This window comes from Mucilaginibacter agri, from assembly GCF_009928685.1.
Lineage (GTDB): Bacteria > Bacteroidota > Bacteroidia > Sphingobacteriales > Sphingobacteriaceae > Mucilaginibacter > Mucilaginibacter agri.
Genome location: NZ_WWEO01000044.1, coordinates 354,576 through 371,669 on the forward strand (window position 1 = coordinate 354,576; position 17,094 = coordinate 371,669).

13 protein-coding genes are annotated in these 17,094 nt (G+C 44.0%); 6 read left to right on the forward strand and 7 right to left on the reverse strand.

Annotation, left to right across the window (positions count from 1 at the left end; translation table 11 throughout):
* Nucleotides 1-76: 76 nt before the first annotated feature.
* The 5 genes from GSY63_RS17800 to kduI are packed head-to-tail and all read right to left on the reverse strand — an operon-like array spanning nt 77 to nt 4,853.
* Nucleotides 77-1,429, reverse strand: coding sequence for an MFS transporter (locus GSY63_RS17800; RefSeq protein ID WP_166587185.1), 1,353 nt, complete (start codon nt 1,427-1,429; stop codon nt 77-79).
* Nucleotides 1,430-1,444: 15 nt separating this feature from the next.
* The gene (locus tag GSY63_RS17805) at nt 1,445-2,104 is read right to left on the reverse strand and encodes a beta/alpha barrel domain-containing protein (RefSeq protein ID WP_166587186.1); all 660 of its coding nucleotides are present in this window, start codon (nt 2,102-2,104) and stop codon (nt 1,445-1,447) included.
* Nucleotides 2,094-3,131: a sugar kinase gene (locus tag GSY63_RS17810; RefSeq protein WP_166587187.1), complete on the reverse strand. Its 1,038-nt coding sequence runs from the start codon at nt 3,129-3,131 to the stop codon at nt 2,094-2,096. The genes GSY63_RS17805 and GSY63_RS17810 overlap by 11 nt, the downstream gene beginning before the upstream one ends.
* Before the next feature lie 42 nt (nt 3,132-3,173).
* The gene (locus tag GSY63_RS17815; RefSeq protein WP_166587188.1) at nt 3,174-3,989 is read right to left on the reverse strand and encodes an SDR family oxidoreductase; all 816 of its coding nucleotides are present in this window, start codon (nt 3,987-3,989) and stop codon (nt 3,174-3,176) included.
* Nucleotides 3,990-4,019: 30 nt separating this feature from the next.
* Nucleotides 4,020-4,853 carry a 5-dehydro-4-deoxy-D-glucuronate isomerase gene (gene kduI, locus GSY63_RS17820; RefSeq protein ID WP_166587189.1) on the reverse strand — a complete coding sequence of 278 codons (834 nt, stop codon included), beginning with the start codon at nt 4,851-4,853 and terminating at the stop codon, nt 4,020-4,022.
* A gap of 286 nt (nt 4,854-5,139) precedes the next feature.
* Between kduI and GSY63_RS17825 the strand changes: the two genes are divergently transcribed.
* The 6 genes from GSY63_RS17825 to GSY63_RS17850 are packed head-to-tail and all read left to right on the forward strand — an operon-like array spanning nt 5,140 to nt 12,328.
* Nucleotides 5,140-5,751, forward strand: a complete 612-nt coding sequence (locus tag GSY63_RS17825; RefSeq protein WP_208094585.1) for a YhcH/YjgK/YiaL family protein — start codon at nt 5,140-5,142, stop codon at nt 5,749-5,751.
* Between the two features lie 6 nt (nt 5,752-5,757).
* A complete protein-coding gene (locus GSY63_RS17830) occupies nt 5,758-6,984 on the forward strand; it encodes a glycoside hydrolase family 88 protein (RefSeq protein WP_166587191.1) in 1,227 nt (408 codons plus the stop codon).
* 6 nt (nt 6,985-6,990) lie between these two features.
* Nucleotides 6,991-7,353, forward strand: coding sequence for a cupin domain-containing protein (locus GSY63_RS17835; RefSeq protein ID WP_166587192.1), 363 nt, complete (start codon nt 6,991-6,993; stop codon nt 7,351-7,353).
* A 34-nt stretch (nt 7,354-7,387) separates the two neighbouring features.
* Nucleotides 7,388-8,575, forward strand: coding sequence for a mannonate dehydratase (gene uxuA / locus GSY63_RS17840; RefSeq protein WP_166587193.1), 1,188 nt, complete (start codon nt 7,388-7,390; stop codon nt 8,573-8,575).
* 9 nt (nt 8,576-8,584) lie between these two features.
* Nucleotides 8,585-9,679 carry an alginate lyase family protein gene (locus GSY63_RS17845; RefSeq protein ID WP_166587194.1) on the forward strand — a complete coding sequence of 365 codons (1,095 nt, stop codon included), beginning with the start codon at nt 8,585-8,587 and terminating at the stop codon, nt 9,677-9,679.
* A gap of 21 nt (nt 9,680-9,700) precedes the next feature.
* On the forward strand, nt 9,701-12,328 hold the full coding sequence (locus GSY63_RS17850; protein WP_166587195.1) for a glycoside hydrolase family 2 TIM barrel-domain containing protein: 2,628 nt from the start codon (nt 9,701-9,703) through the stop codon (nt 12,326-12,328).
* Nucleotides 12,329-12,343: 15 nt separating this feature from the next.
* On the opposite strand, the gene GSY63_RS17855 is transcribed toward GSY63_RS17850, so the two are convergent.
* Nucleotides 12,344-15,577, reverse strand: a complete 3,234-nt coding sequence (locus GSY63_RS17855) for an error-prone DNA polymerase (protein ID WP_166587196.1) — start codon at nt 15,575-15,577, stop codon at nt 12,344-12,346.
* 12 nt (nt 15,578-15,589) lie between these two features.
* Nucleotides 15,590-17,092: a Y-family DNA polymerase gene (locus GSY63_RS17860; RefSeq protein ID WP_166587197.1), complete on the reverse strand. Its 1,503-nt coding sequence runs from the start codon at nt 17,090-17,092 to the stop codon at nt 15,590-15,592.
* Between the last annotated feature and the right edge of the window lie 2 nt (nt 17,093-17,094).

The window sequence follows — 17,094 nt, forward strand, 5'->3', positions numbered from 1 at the left end:
TGCATCTGTATCTCACCAAAACAGTAGGACAATATATAAAAAAACTTAGCTATATGCCCAAAAACCGCGTTTGTAATTACAATTCTATCTGTTTAAAACGTGGCACAAGCAACCTCATGATACTCCAGGCGATAACATAAGCAAAAGCGCAAACCATAAACATAATACCATAAGCAGTATGCGGAGTCTCTTTGTAAAAGTCGGTTAACCGACCTGCCAACTGCTGTACCAGTACGCCGCCAATACCACCGGCCATACCACCAATACCCGTTACAGAGCCGACTGCTTTCTTAGGAAACATGTCTGATACGGTAGTGAATAAGTTAGCCGACCAAGCCTGGTGCGCCGCAGCGCCTAAACAGATAACCCCCACTGCCAATATCACAGCCGATTCGCCAAACCTATGGATATCTGCAAAGTGCTGGGTAGATAAAAGGGTAATCGGAATCAGCGCGATCATAAACATCGCTGTCATACGGGCTTTATAAACTTCCATTCCTTTGTTAATGAAAAACATTGGAATACTGCCACCGAAAACACTACCAAAAATGGCCACGCCATATACAATGAAAGTAGGCAGCATTACTTCGTGCCCAGTCATACCGAATTGCTTTTTCAGATAGTCGGGCAACCAGAACAGCAGAAACCACCAGATACCATCTGTTAAAAATTTGCCGATAAAAAACGCCCATGTTTGGCGGTAGCCAAACAATTTGCCCCACGATACCTTTTCGCGCACAGCAACATCTTCCGATGCTGCCACATGCATAACAAGATCATCGCTGTGGATATAATCATATTCTTCTTGACTTAAAGCTTTTGACTTTGATGGGGAGTTGTACAATAAGAACCAGAAGATTAACCACACAAAACCAGATAGACCAGTAATGATGTAAGCATATTTCCAGCCATGCTCACTACCGAAATAGCCCAGGCACCAGGGCACAAATAACGATGCAATCATGGCACCGATGTTTGAACCGCTGTTGAAGATGCCGGTTGCCAACGCGCGTTCCTTTTTAGGAAACCATTCGGCAACTGTTTTAATTGATGCGGGAAAGTTCCCGGCTTCACCCAAACCAAACATACTGCGGATAACCACGTGCAATACAACGCTGCTGCCCGCAAAAGCATTTAATATTCCAAATACCGACCAAATGATTAGCGACAAGGCTAAACCCAATTTGGTTCCTATCCTATCGATAACCAAGCCGGCTATAATGGTTACACCTGCATAAAAAGCGGTAAAAAAAGACGTAACGTTGGCGTACTGGATATTAGTCCATCCGAAGCCGCCACTGGATACCGGAGAGCAAAAGAACTCTTTAAGATAACTAATTACCTGGCGGTCCATGTAATTAATTGTAGTAGAAAACAGCAGCAGTGAGGCAATTACCCATCTGTACTTACCCACATTAGTTTTTCCCATAATTTTTAGGTTGGTTTATCTTGCCGACTGCACTATCTGCAACGCCTGCAAGGTATCTTTATATAATTGGTCGTATTCTTTGTATTCGAGTACATTTTTGGTGATCAGTTTGCTTCCCATCCCAACTGCGCACACCCCGGCATGAAACCAGCCCGAAATATTTTCGTGCTCCAGTTCCACCCCCCCCGTTGGCATAAATAATTGCCCCGGAAATAACTCTCTGATTGATGATACAAATGCCTGTCCCAGTATATTGGCCGGAAATATCTTGATCAGCATAGCACCAAATTGCTGTGCGTTGTGAATTTCAGTCGGTGTCATACAGCCAGGCACCCACATTAAATCATGTTTCGCAGCAACTGCCGCAACTTCTGCACTGATAATAGGCGATATCAAGAAGTCGGCACCGGCATCAACATAATCATTAGCTTGCTGAGCGGTTTTAACCGTACCGATACCTAAAATAAGATCGGGTAATTCTTCCTGTTGCAGGCGTTTCAATGCCTTAAAGTTTTCGAGTGCAGCTTCGCCCCGGTTGGTATATTCGATAACGCGGATACCTGCCTTATACAGGGTACGGGTAACCTCAACGCTAACTTCTTCGCTTTTATGATAAAAGAGCGGCAGCATACCCTGGGTTAAAATACTGTCTAAAATATCCTGCTTAGTTCTCATACTTAATTGCTTCTTTAATTTGTTCAACGGTGCTGGTTGTAGCATCGCCCCATATAAATAGTTTTTCGAAGGCAGCTGCGGTAGCAAAATCAATTACCTCTACAGGAGCTAGCTGATTACAAAAACTGTAGATCAACCCTGCCATAAAACAGTCGCCGCTGCCAACTTTATCAACTATGGTGTCGGCTTGGTATTCGGCCGAATGATATAAATGCCCATCGGTGTACAATGCACAATAGTAATTGATGTTCTTCCCTCCATCAAACCTAAAGGTATTAGCCACCGCCTTACATTTTGGATATTGTTTCATCAGCTCTTCCGAACTCCGCAAGGCCGCTTTCAGATATAGGCTCTTCTGGCCCGATTCTGTTACATCCGGTGTTACAGGTACGCCAAGCATTTTTTCTGATGCCCAAACGTTACCCATAATCAAGTCGCAATACTTAACTAAGCGCGGCATAATTTCTTTCGGATCTTTACCATACTGCCATAGTTTTGCCCGATAATTCATATCAACCGATATGGTAATACCTAACCTCGACGCAGCAATTAACGCTTCTTCGCACAAATCGGCAGTTTGTTGGGTAAGTGCAGGGCAAATGGCGCTAAAGTGAAACCATCTTACGCCTTTTAAGACCTCATCCCAATTTATCATTCCCGGCTTAAGCTCTGCAAAGGCCGAGTGTGCGCGGTCGTAGATCAGGGCATCGTGCTTCATGTCGCTGCCCTTTGTTAAAAAGAACAGCCCCAAACGGCTCCCGCCGTAATAGATACCCGAGGTATCGATATTCCGCTGCTGCATGTAATTTGCAAGCTGCGCCGACATGCCGTTATCCGGCATTGCCGTAAAATATTTAGATTCGATATTCCATTTGGCCAGTGCTGTAGCTACGTTAAGCTCGGCACCGCCAACATAAACCGGCAGGTTGTTTTCCTTGAGCCAGTTGCTATCTCCATCCGGACAAATCCTGAGCAGTATTTCCCCAAATGATAAAACAGCTCCGGATGTATCTACCTTTAGTCCCATTATTTACAATCGTTTTTTGAGTGGCTTTTAAATGTACTTAAATTAAACACCACTAAAAATAGAGAACCCACCATCAACACAAACCATAGAACCTGTTACAAATGCAGATGCGTCGCTCAACAGCCACACAAGGGCACCAATCAGCTCATCTGGCTTGCCGAAACGTTTGAACGGCGTTTTGCGGATCACAGATTCGCCGCGCGGAGTGTAACCTCCTTCGGGTTTGGTTAACAGGTTACGGTTTTGTTCGGTTAGAAAAAAGCCCGGTGCTAAAGCATTCATACGGATGGTATCGCCGTAACGGTTAGCCAATTCAACAGCAAACCATTGGTTATAACAATCAACCGCAGCCTTGCCCATATTGTAGCCCAATACTTTGGTAACCGCCTGCTTAGAGTTCATTGAAGAGATATTAACGATGCTGCCGTTGCCTGTTTTAGCAATAGCGTCGCCGAAAACTTGTGTAGGTATTAATGTACCCCAAAGATTTACGTCGAGCACGCGTTTCATGCCATCAATATTCATTTTAAAAATATCATCTTCAGGAGCTAAAACACCTTCGGGCATGTTGCCACCTGCGGCATTCACCAAGCCATCAATGCGGCCAAAAGCAGCTAATACTTTAGCCTTGGCTTCGGTTAGTTCGGCTTCGTTTAAAACGTCGGCGACCAAAGCAATAGCCTGGCCACCGTTTTTGTTAATCGCTTCGGCGCGTTCTTCGGCTACCTGTTTGTTTCGGCCAAGGATACCAACCGTACCCCCAGCCTCTACAATGCCGTTTACAAATGAATTTCCTAATATCCCTGTGCCACCGGTAACAACAATTACCTTCCCTTTTAATGAAAACTGATTTTCCACTTGCTTACTATGTATAATGTTTAGATTAGGTTATCTGATCTCTGGGATGCTAATAGCATCCATATCTGTGTAGTCTAAATTTTCGCCGGCCATACCCCAGATAAAGCTATAGCTTGCCGTGCCCACACCCGAGTGTATGCTCCAAGGTGGCGAAACAACTGCATCGTAATTTTCCATCAAAATATGGCGGGTTTCGTTACCCTCGCCCATATAATGGAAAATGCGCTGGCCTTGCGGTACATCGAAGTAGAAATAAGCTTCCATCCTTCTATCGTGCACGTGCGGAGGCATGGTATTCCAAACGCTACCACCATGTAAAATGGTTAAACCCATTACTAATTGACAGCTTCTGATGCCCTCCAGATGGATATATTTATTAATGGTACGATCATTTGCCGTACTGGCATGCCCTGCTTTAACCTTAATGGCCTGCTCGTTGGTCATTAAAGTAGTTGGATAAGTTTGATGAGCCGGGGCTGAAAGCAGGAAAAATACTGGCGGATTAGCCTCGTCCTTAGCCGCAAAGGTTACCTTCTTTGTTCCCTTACCTATATAAAGACAATCAAGTTTGTTCAGCTCATAAACCACGCCGTCCGCGGTAATTTGCCCTGCACCGTTGCCTACGTTGATAATACCGATCTCCCGACGCTCCAAAAAATATTCGGCACGCAGATTTGGGTAATTTGCCAGTTCAATTTGTTTGGTTACCGGGTTAACACCACCAACAATCATACGATCGTAATGGGTATAAACGCAGGTCAGCTGATCTGCCTTTACAATTCCATCGGCCAAAAAACGCTCACGTATTAATGAGGTCTGATAGGTTTTGAAATCATCAGGGTGTACGCTATGTAATACTTTCAAGATTATATTCTTTAAGAGATTTAACTTCTTTATAATGGTTTAGCAAGTCTACAACTATACCCGTTTAATTAAAAACAATTGGATTGTTATTTCTACGCAAACGTTATCGGAGGTAGGCTACATCTAAAAACGTCCGCTTTTCGATAACGTTTGCGTAGAATTATACCCGCCGGTATGATTAAATTAACATTAATACATCGTAATATTGATCGTTTTAATGCCCAAAATCAGGCATCGAACCTAAAAAATAAACATAACCAAAAGGGTTAATCAAACCTATTTAACCATGAAAATGAAGCACGCATTTCAAGTAATCTTATTTGCAATTAGTTTTTTTATGATAGAGAATTCTGTATTAGCACAACAGCCTACAGAAAAGGCCGCTAAAAAATGGCTGAAAAGCAAAGAGTGGAACAACGGCATCAGTCTTAAAGTAAGTGACGATGTTAATGCTGTTGAATTTTACAAGCAGTACCATGCGCACCAAGCCATGTGGGATAGCGTTTTTACTTATCTTAAAAATACCGACCTGGAAACCATTGCACCTGGCAAATATCCTATTGATGGTGATAATGCTTATGCGTCGGTAACCGAGGCGCCTTCTAAAGAACCCGCTAAAGCCGGCTGGGAATCACATCAAAAATATATCGACTTGCAATATGTAATTAAAGGCAAAGAACAGATCGAAGTTGCACCGGTAAGCACCGCAACGGTAACCAAACCGTATGATGCCACCAAAGATGTAGCTAACTATACCGCAACAGGCAAAATGCATACCGCCGAGCCGGGTACCTTTTATCTTTTCTTCCCGCAAGATGCGCACCGCCCTAACATTAAGGTAGATGGTTATGACATAGTCAAAAAATTAGTGATCAAGATCCACGTAGCAGGCAACTAATTGGCTATGAAAATTAAATTCGCATTGCCTGTATTGTTATTACAGGCGCTCACTTACAACTCATTTGCTCAAAAAGGCAACGCTAAAGCTTTCAGCTTTGCAGAACATCAAACAGATGTATTACTGCAAGAGACAGAAAAGGCCAAAGCTGTTGCTACAAAACCGGGCGTATTTTCTCCACGCTCTATTAACCCGGATGGGAGTTTGATATTGGTGAACAGCAAAGATTGGTGCAGTGGCTTCTTTCCGGGTGAAATGTGGTTTCTGTATGAATATAGCGGTAACGCAAATTGGAAAACCAAGGCCGAACCTTTTACAACCACAATGGAAGCCGAGCAAACCAACGGCGGCACGCACGACATGGGTTTTAAGGTTTATTGCAGCGTAGGCAACGCTTATCGCCTAACGCACGATGCCCATTATAAGGATGTGATTATCCAATCGGCTAAAACGCTTTGTACCCGGTTTAATCCTACTGTGGGTTGCATCAAATCATGGGATAATCGTAAGGAGTGGAAGTATCCAGTGATCATCGACAATATGATGAACCTTGAGCTTTTATTCGAAGCCACTAAACTAACCGGCGATTCGAGCTTTTATAAGATCGCGGTTACGCACGCTAACACCACCATGAAAAATCATTTTCGTGCCGACTATAGTTCATACCATGTAATTGATTACGATCCGGAGACCGGAAAGGTAATGCATAAACAAACCCACCAAGGCTTTGCAGATGAATCTGCATGGGCACGCGGACAGGCTTGGGGCTTATATGGTTACACGATGTGCTATCGCGAAACCGGCGATAAAGCATATCTGCAACAAGCGGAAAACATTGCCAAGTTTATTTTCAGTAATCCAAACATGACTAAAGATCTGGTGCCTTACTGGGATTACAATGATACCGCCATTCCAAACGTGCCGCGCGATGCATCAGCCGCAAGCATTATGGCATCGGCTTTGTATGAGTTAAGTGCTTGTAGCGAAAACGGCAAAAATTATAAAAACACTGCCGACAAGATTATTAAAAGTCTTAACGACAATTACCAGACAAAACCCGACAGCACACACGGCTTTTTGCTTTTACACAGCACCGGCCACAAACCTGCTAAAAGCGAAATAGATGTACCTATTATTTATGCCGACTATTATTACCTCGAGGCATTACTTCGTCAGAAACGCCTGGCAGATAATAAACCTGTAATTAACACAACAGGCGCATTAAAAAACTAATTGGATATGATACAGAGCAATTTATTTCAAAACCAGGAGAACGCCGGCTGGGAAACCACTGGTCCGGGAGTACAGCGCCAGATATTAGGCTATGACGATAAACTGATGCTGGTGAAGGTAAAGTTTGAAAAAGGAGGTGTAGGCGAATTGCACAGCCACCCGCATGCCCAGGCAAGCTATGTAGAAAGTGGTGTTTTTGAAATGACCATTGGCGATACCAAAAAGACCATCAAAAAGGGCGACGGCTATTATGTACCGCCATACACCGTACATGGTTGTGTTTGCGTTGAAGAAGGTATGCTAATCGATTCGTTCAGTCCTTCGCGTTGGGATTTTATCCAGACTGACAGCGAAAAGTACGCCCTGTAATTTATCTTCGTTAATAAAAGTATAACAGCATAAAATGAGTTTAGAGCAAGCATGGCGCTGGTATGGCCCCAATGACCCGGTTTCGTTAGCAGATGTAAAACAGGCGGGCGCTACCGGCATTGTTACCGCCCTGCACCACATTCCCAACGGCGAAGTTTGGCCCGTTGATGAGATCCTGAAAAGAAAAGCAATTATCGAAGAAGCTGGCTTAACGTGGTCGGTTGTGGAGAGCGTGCCCGTGCATGAGGATATTAAAAAACGTACCGGTAACTATCAACAACACATTGATAATTACAAACAAAGTCTGACTAATTTAGGCAACTGCGGTATCAACATCGTGTGCTACAATTTTATGCCCGTGCTCGACTGGACACGGACGGATCTGGAGTATCCGATGCTTGATGGCTCTACCGCGCTAAGATTCGACCTTACTGCTTTTGCTGCTTTCGATATGCTGATATTGAAAAGACCGGATGCCGAAAAGAGCTATACCGATCAAATAATTGCAAAAGCGATAACTTACCATGATGGCCTCACTGAAGACCATAAAAAGCTTTTGGTTAAAAATATCATAGCAGGCCTGCCGGGTTCGGAAGAAGGTTATACGCTCGAGGAGTTTTTAAAAGTGCTTGCTTCTTATAACAACGTTGGCCCGAAGGAACTGAAAGCTAACCTTGCTTACTTTTTACAACAGGTTATCCCAACTGCCGAAGAAGCTGGCGTATTGATGTGTATTCATCCAGATGATCCTCCCTACCCTATTTTAGGCTTGCCGCGAGTGGTAAGTAACGAACAGGACATTGAAGATATTTACAACGCTATTGAAAGCCGCAATAATGGTTTAACCTTTTGCACCGGATCATTCGGTGTGAATGAGGACAATGACCTGCCCGGCATGGTGCAGCGCCTCGGCGATCGCATCCATTTCATACATCTGCGCAGCACTAAACGTGATGAATACGGCAACTTTTACGAAGCCGATCATTTAACCGGCGATGTAGACATGTATTCTGTAATGAAGGCCTTGTTAGAAGAACAGCAAAAACGCATCGTTTCTGGCCGCAAAGATATTTATATGCCTTTCCGCCCAGATCATGGCCATAAAATGCTGGATGATCTGCACAAGAAAACAAATCCCGGTTACTCTGCTATTGGCCGCCTACGTGGCCTGGCTGAACTACGTGGCTTAGAACTGGGGATCAAAAAAGCTTTTAACTACTAATATCCACTAATGAAAAAGCTGCTGTTGGCTATAGGTTTTGTAAGCCTGATGATGAATGTAAAAGCGCAAATTGTAAGTTTATCTAAAGACGAGCTAAAGCACTTAAAAACCGCTATCGATAAAGACGAGGCTTACAAAAAGGTTTATGAACCTTTTAAAATCACGGCCGACAGATCTTTAGTTGAACAGCCTAATCCTATTGAAAAAATAACTTCACAGGGTTTGTTAGAGGGTAATCCGGCTAAAACAGCCAGCTTAAAAGCGGCGGCAGATTGCAATAAGGTTTATGCGCTTGCCTTGGTTTACAGGGTATCGGGACAAAAACAATACCTTGACAAAGCAACTGAATTCCTAACCTCATGGGCCAAAATTAACCAGGCTACCGGCGATCCTATCGACGAAACCAAACTGGAGGACATGGTTACTGCTTATGATTTGGTACGCAGCTACTTATCGGCAGAAAACCAAATGCTGGTGGATAAGTGGATGGAGAGCATTGCCGAATCATTAGTGAACAGTGAATCTGCCAAGCCCGGCCGAGGCACTGCAATCAATAACTGGAATTCGCATCGTATCAAGATGATCACACTGATTGCTTACACCCTGCATACCGACAAATACTATAGTTACATCACCACCGAACTCGAGAAGCAATTAGCGGTAAACCTTAATCCCGACGGCACCACACACGATTTTATAGAGCGCGATGCCTTCCATTATCACACTTATGATATTGAACCGTTACTTTCTACCTGTATTGCATTATACCGCGCTAAAGGCAAAAACTACTTCGACTATCAAACACCCAATGGGTCTTCGATCAAAAAGTGCTCGGACTTTATGATTCCCTATATGAATGGCGAAAAAACACACGGTGAGTTTGTGAAAAGCACTGTACCATTTGATAAAAAGCGCGCAGAAAACCACGAGAAAGGCTATGAAGCAGGCACTTTGTTTCAGCCTAAAAGCGGCATCTATATGTTATCGCTCGCTGCCTACTTCGACCCATCTTATATCGGCACCATAAAACAAGCAGCAAACAATCAGCAGTATTTTAACTGGCAATTAGCCCTGAACGAAGTGCGGAAGAAGCCGAAACGTTAAAACAAATACCATCTAAAACCTATGCTAAGCAAATTATTTAAAGCTATTTGTCTTCTTTTTGTAGCCGTTTTCTATACCTCATTTGCTTTTGCACAACGTACAGAGATCAGTTTGAATAATGATTGGCATTTTTCTAAAGACTCGTCGGCAAAACAAAGCTCAGTTATTAACCTACCTCATACCTGGAACAAGGACGATGTAATGGATGATGCCCCTGGCTACTATCGCGGACCTGGTTGGTATCACAAAACATTAACGCTTAATAAAAGCTTTAAGGATAAAGCAATCTTCTTGTACTTTAATGGTGCTAACCAGGAAACAGATGTTTACATCAACGGTCATAAAGCCGGAAGCCATAAAGGGGGTTACACCCGTTTTTGCGTAGAGGCCGACCAATATCTAAAGATTGGAGTCAACGATATTGCTGTAAAAGTTGATAATAGCTTTAATGAGAACATTCCTCCTTTAACTGCCGACTTTACCTTCTATGGTGGTATTTACCGCTCAGTTAGTTTAATAACTACCAATAAAACACATTTCGCATTAGAACATGCCGCTAATGGCGTGTTTGTGACTACGCCGGATGTGTCACCATCGTCTGCTTCAGTAAAAGTAACAGGTGAAATTGACGGCTCAGCAAATGATGTACAGGTAATAACCACAGTACTGAACGGCACAAAAACGGTAGCTAAGGCTACCACAAGCATTAAAGATGGACATTTCGAGCACACACTGCCGGCTATTGGCAAACCACATTTATGGTCTACGGATGATCCCTTTTTGTACAGCGTTAAAACACAACTGATAAATAAAACTACCGGTGCTATTTTAGACGAGGTTGTTAATCCACTTGGTTTACGTTGGTTTAAGTTCGACGGAGAGAAAGGTTTCTTCTTAAACGGCAATCCGTTAAAACTGGTTGGTACAAGCAGACATCAGGACTTTGAAGGCATTGGCAACGCCATCCCAGTTAATTATAATGTGCACGATGTAGAACTCATTAAACAAATGGGTGGCAACTTTTTACGCGTATCCCATTATCCGCAAGATCCAAAAATACTGGAAACCTGCGATCGCTTAGGTATTCTGGCGTCGGTTGAGATACCCATAGTGAATGCTATTACCGAGAGCGAAGCGTTTACCGAAACCTGTAAAAACATGCAGGTAGAGATGATCCGCCAAAATTTTAACCATCCGAGCGTGATCATATGGGCTTATATGAATGAGGTTTTATTGAGACCAAAATTTAGCGATGATAAGCCACGGCAACAACAATATTTTGGGCACATCAAACAACTGGCACAAGCATTAGATAGCCTGACGAGGAAGGAAGACCCGTCGCGCTATACCATGATTGCTTGCCATGGAGATTATAACCGTTATCGCCAGGTTGGCTTAGTGGAAATACCACAGATCATTGGCTGGAATTTATATAACGGGTGGTATGGTGGCAAAACAGAGGACTTTGGTAAGTTTCTGGATAGCTTCCATCATGACTTCCCGGCCCTTCCAATTATGATCTCTGAATTTGGTGCGGATGCCGATCCACGCATTAGATCATTACAACCTGTTAGGTTTGATAAGAGTATTGAGTACGCGGTTGATTTTAACAAAGTTTATCTTAAAGCCATTGAAGAGCGCCCTTTTGTTGCAGCCGCAGCCGTATGGAACCTAGCCGATTTCAACTCAGAAACTCGCGATGAAACCATGCCGCACATCAATAATAAAGGCCTGTTAACCTGGGATCGCAAGCCAAAGGACACGTACTTTTTTTACGAGGCAAACTTAATTAAACAGCCTTTTATTAAAATTTCTAACTGGCTTATCAGGGCTGCCATAACAGATAGTTTAAACCAGTCAGTTGCAACACAGCCTCTAACAGTATTTTCTAATGCAGCAAAAATCACCTTAAAAGTAAACGGGATTAGCATTAACACACAACAAGTTTCTGATGGCATGAGCACTTTTAACGTTGCGTTCAAAAACGGGATTAATAAAATTGAAGCAGATGCTATCATCAATGGAAAGGCATACAAGGATGAAGCAATTATAAAATTCAACCTAATTCCGCGCCAACTGCAAAGTGCAAAACAAGCTAACCTGAATATTAATGTATTACTTGGAGCCAAACGCTTTTATACGGACAAGGCCCGAAACATTTGGATCCCAGATCAGGCTTACAAACCGGGTAGCTTTGGAAGCATTGGCGGCGAGACTTATGTAATGAAAGGTAATGGCCGCCAAAGTTATGGCACCGACCGCAACATTATTAATACCACAGATGACCCGATATATCAAACCCAGCAAGTTAGGTTGCAAGGTTACCGCTTTGATGTGCCACCGGGGAAATATGAAATAACGCTACACTTTGCCGAACTGACCACCGATAAAACCAAAGAAGCGCTGGCTTACAATTTAGACAACAGTACCAACAAAGAAGCTTCGCAGGAGCGTATTTTTGATGTGCTGATAAACGATAAGCCGTTATTACAGAAGTTTAACGTTGCGGCCAAATATGGCTCACTCACTGTAGGTACAGAAAAAACAATAGTAACAGTAGCAAATAAAAACGGCATCAAGATTAACTTCAAGGCTATAAAAGGTGAGCCCATTTTAAATGCGATACAGCTAAAAAAGATCAGCGAGTAATCGACAACGAACTGACTATTTAAAGTTCCTTCCCTTATGAAATACTTTCTGCGAGATAGGCTCATCTTTCTTTGTCCACTTGGTTTCGGCGGGGAAAGGTGATGTCCTTTCGTCAGCCCGGGATAGCGTCAAAACAGGAAGTTCTTCCGTTTCTGCTACGGTGAGCCCTTTTAATAATTTCGACAGATCGAAACAGCGTTTAACTACCACATGCACTACCAGGCCTTCACGCTGGAGTTTGCCTTCTACCATCAGTAATTTTGACTGCAATATCTCTTTACGGAATTTGTCGAAGAACTTTTGGAATACCACCAGATTGGATACGCCCGTTTCATCCTCAATAGTAATAAAGCAAATACCTTTGGCTGTACCTGGCCTTTGCCTCACTAATACCAAACCGGCAACTTTTACCCAATCGCCATCTTTAACATTATCGAGCCCCTTGTTAGATGTGATATTAAGTAAACTAAGTTTCTCGCGAATAAAGCTAACCGGGTGAGCTTTGAGTGATAAAGACGTTGCAGCGTAATCTTGTATTACATTTTCAGAAGCCGTTAGTAAAGGAAGTTGCACCTGGGTTTCTGTCACGCTTGCAGAAGGCTGCCCCTGAAACAAAGCAACCGGACGGTCAGCCAATGCAGAAATTTCCCACAAAGCCTGGCGGCTATCCAAACCTATCGAGCGAAAAGCATCTGCATCGGCCAGCTTTTCGAGTGCTGCCTGCGGTATACCTGCATCGCGCAAAGCGGTGATACTGGTATAACCTTTTCCGCGGACTGTCACTAATAGTTCCATATCTTCCTGCTTTAGGCCATCAGCCTGCCTGAAACCAATCCGCACCGAATAAAGATCACCTAATTCTGCTCCTGGCTCCATAGTATAATCCCACATCGAATGATTAATATCTATGGGTAGTACCTTAACATCATGTTTACGGGCATCACTTATTAGCTGCGCCGGTTGATAAAACCCCATAGGCAAGCTGTTGAGTATGGCGGTGGCAAATACATCGGGGTAATAGCATTTAATATACGATGAAATATAAACCAGCAGTGCAAAACTGGCCGCATGGCTTTCGGGAAAGCCATAGCTACCAAAACCCTCCAGTTGTTTAAAAACGCGTAAAGCAAAATCTTCTTCATAGCCCCTTTTTACCATGCCGCTTACCAACTTATTTCTAAAATGGCTTACTAACCCTTTGGCTTTAAATGTGGCCATGCTCCGACGCAATTCGTCAGCTTCGGCATGTGTAAAACCAGCAGCAACAATGGCAATTTCCATAGCCTGCTCCTGAAATAATGGAACACCTAACGTGCGTTTTAAAATTGGTATTAACTCCTTATTCGGATATTCCGGAACATCTATGCCATCACGTCTGCGTAAATATGGGTGCACCATATCTCCCTGTATTGGTCCTGGACGAACAATGGCAACCTCAATAACGAGATCATAAAACTTTTCAGGCTTTAATCTGGGCAACATTGACATCTGGGCCCTGCTTTCAATCTGGAAAACACCAATCGTATCAGCCGCTTGGATCATTGCATAAACATTGGCATCATCCTCGGGGATATTGGCCAAGGTCCAATCTTTATCATAATGCTTTTTGGCCAGATCGAATGCCTTGCGAATACAAGTCAACATTCCCAAGCCCAATACATCCACTTTTAAAAAGCCAAGTGCTTCTATATCATCTTTGTTCCATTCCACACAGGTGCGGTCATCCATCCGTGCATTCATAATGGGGCATAGGTCGGCAAGCTTGCCTTGGGTAATTACAAAGCCACCTGTATGCTGACCTAATTGACGTGGGAAACCCATCAGTTCTCCGGTAAGCTGCAACACTTTTTTCAGATGCAAATCATTAGGGTTTAAGCCTTGCTCTTTAAGTAATTTTCCCTCAAACCACTCATCATTAAAATCCCATATAGCAGCCGAAAGTCGGTTAATGGTATCTACAGATAAGCCCATAGCTTTACCCACATCGCGTATAGCTCCTTTTTGCCGCTCTTGGGTAACGGTGGCTACTATCGCGGCCCGCTCGCGGCCGTATTTTTGGTAGATGTATTGGATTACTTCTTCCCTGCGCTCGTGCTCGAAATCCACATCTATATCAGGCGGCTCATCTCGGGCATCAGACATAAAACGGGCGAATAGCAGATTAAATTTATCGGGATTAACAGAGGTAATACCCAAACAATAACAAACCGTTGAGTTAGCTGCAGACCCACGCCCCTGGCAAAGGATACCCTGACTACGGGCAAAGCGCACATAATCATAAACCGTTAAAAAGTAAGAAGCATAGTTCTTCTTCTCCATAAAGTCCAGTTCGAATTGGATATTCTTCCTGATCTTTTCTGGAATATCATCACCAAATTTTTCCTTTGCACCCTGCCAGGCCAGGTAAACCAGTTCTTCTTGTGGAGTTCTGCCCTCGCTCGTAATCTCCTCGGGGTAAATGTATTTCAGGCTATCGAGCGAAAATTGGCAGGCATCGGCAATTTCCTGCGCGTGCCGGATAGCCTCGGGGTATTGCCTGAAGAGGCGATGCATTTCATCAATAGGCTTTAGGTACCGTTCGGCATTACTGTGCAGCAGGAAACCTGCGGTATGGATGGTGCATTTCTCGCGTACACAGGTTAAAACATCCTGTAACTCACGCCGGGCAGCTTCGTGATAATGCACATCATTAGTGGCAGCGAGCGGAATGTTAAATTTCTTGGAAAGCTGATTGAGGCGATACAATCTCTTTTGATCATCGCCGGTGTAAGTTCGGGTTGCAGCTAAATAAAGGCTAGAGCTCAAAGCGTTCCGATATTCCTTTAAAACTTCCCAAAAACTCTCATCAAAGTCGAAATTAGCATTCAGTTCAGCAGGTGGTAATACGATAAATTTGAGGCCTTCAGAATATTGATAAACATCCGCTTTATATAAATGACACTCGCCTTTCTCGGCCCGGAGATTACCCACAGTAAGCAATTGCGAAAGTCGGCTATAGGCATCCTGATCTGTTGGATACACCAATAGGCTTGGTCCATCGAGCAGATCAAGGCGGCAACCTACCATAAATCCCATGTTCGCTTTTTTTGCTGCAACATGCCCCCGCACCACACCGGCCAGCGTGTTGCGATCTGTAATAGCAATTTTGGTATAACCATAAACAGCAGCTTGTTTAACCAACTCTTCGGGATGCGAAGCGCCGCGCAGAAAGCTAAAATTGCTGGTTACCTGTAACTCGGTATAATCCATTAGTCCTCCCCCTTATGCAAAAAATCCATGAATAAACCATTGGTTAGATTGCTCGCCGGTATAATGGCCTGAGCGGAACAGCCAGTATCGACAACCCGCTTCATCTTCTACCTGGTAATAATCGCGGTGCTCACCTGCCTCTATCCACCATTCACGTTCGATACGTTCGGGGCCGTCGGCCTTTTTGATGATATGTTTTTTACCCTGATAGATAAACAGCATGGGTGGATAATCGGGTATGGGTGCAGCTACTTCAACCGGTTCTGGCCGAGGTAAAAGCTGGATTGGCCGGGGTCGGTCAACCCGCCAGGCAATAGCTGGCTTTTGTTGCAGGGAAGATACCTGCTTAATTGAACGTTCGGGCCAATAATGTTCATCGGGCAGGTAGCGGCGAATAGCCGTGGGCCCTACTTTATTAGCAATACGATCCAGTAACTCAATTACATTTGGGTTATCCAGTCCGACTTTCTTTCCCCAAAGGGCTTCTTGTATCTGCGCTACATCTTCTACCTTAATGGCTTCCAGTATAAAAAGCTCTATACCCAGGGCCGGTTCGATGGTAGGTATTTTAAGTTCGAACAATTTGAACAAGTGCCCGGTATGATGCGATGCCTGGTTGGTGCCAATCTCTACTTTAATCACCTTGCCATCTATACGGTAACACTTGAGTATTGCTGTTCGCAAGCCCTTCCCCTCTTCCTGCAAACGTTGGCAAAGGTTTTCTAAAAGCCGTTGTATGGCAATTTCAATACCTGTTGCCGTGCGGATAGGCTCCATACAAGGTAAGCGCTCCTGATAAGGTTCAACAGGCTTGATCAATTGTAAAGGTTCATCCTCTTCACCCAAGGCCTGATCTACCCTCAACAGCAATTCTTTTCCGAAGCGCCTGCGCAGTGCCGAGCGGGGCATACTGATAAAACTTTTAACCGTGCGAAGGCCAAGCTTCTGCAAACGCTCCAAAACTACAGGATCAAGCCGGAGTGCGTTAGCAGGTAAGGATAACAAATTAGTACGGAGTTCATTACTTTTAACAATAGGAGCACCGTGTCCAAAACGGGCTATCGCCCAGGCTGCTCCAATGGTATCGGCAATGGCAGCCCTTGCATGATAACCTTTGCTTTGCAGTCGCGATACAATTTCCGACAGATAGGCATGCTCGCCATCCCAAAGATGTGCGCAGCCGCTAATATCGAGAATAAGTCCATCGGGCAAATCTAGGGCTATGATGGGGGTATAACGAATGCACCACAGCCCTAAACCTTTTAAAAGTTTAGCGGCACGGTCGGGCTTTTCATCAAACACTTCTAAATTAGCAATAATGGCTTTGGCATCTGCTAAAACATTTCCCGGAGTAATGCCCTGTGCTTCGGCCAAAGCATTCGCAGCGGTTACGGTCATGCGGCCATGCACCGGCGTAGCGAATACAAAAGGCAGGGTCTGCAATTCGGGCTTGCGGATGGTTAACCAGTCGGTAGTTAAATAACGGAACCATATGGATAAAAAACGCCTTGCCATAG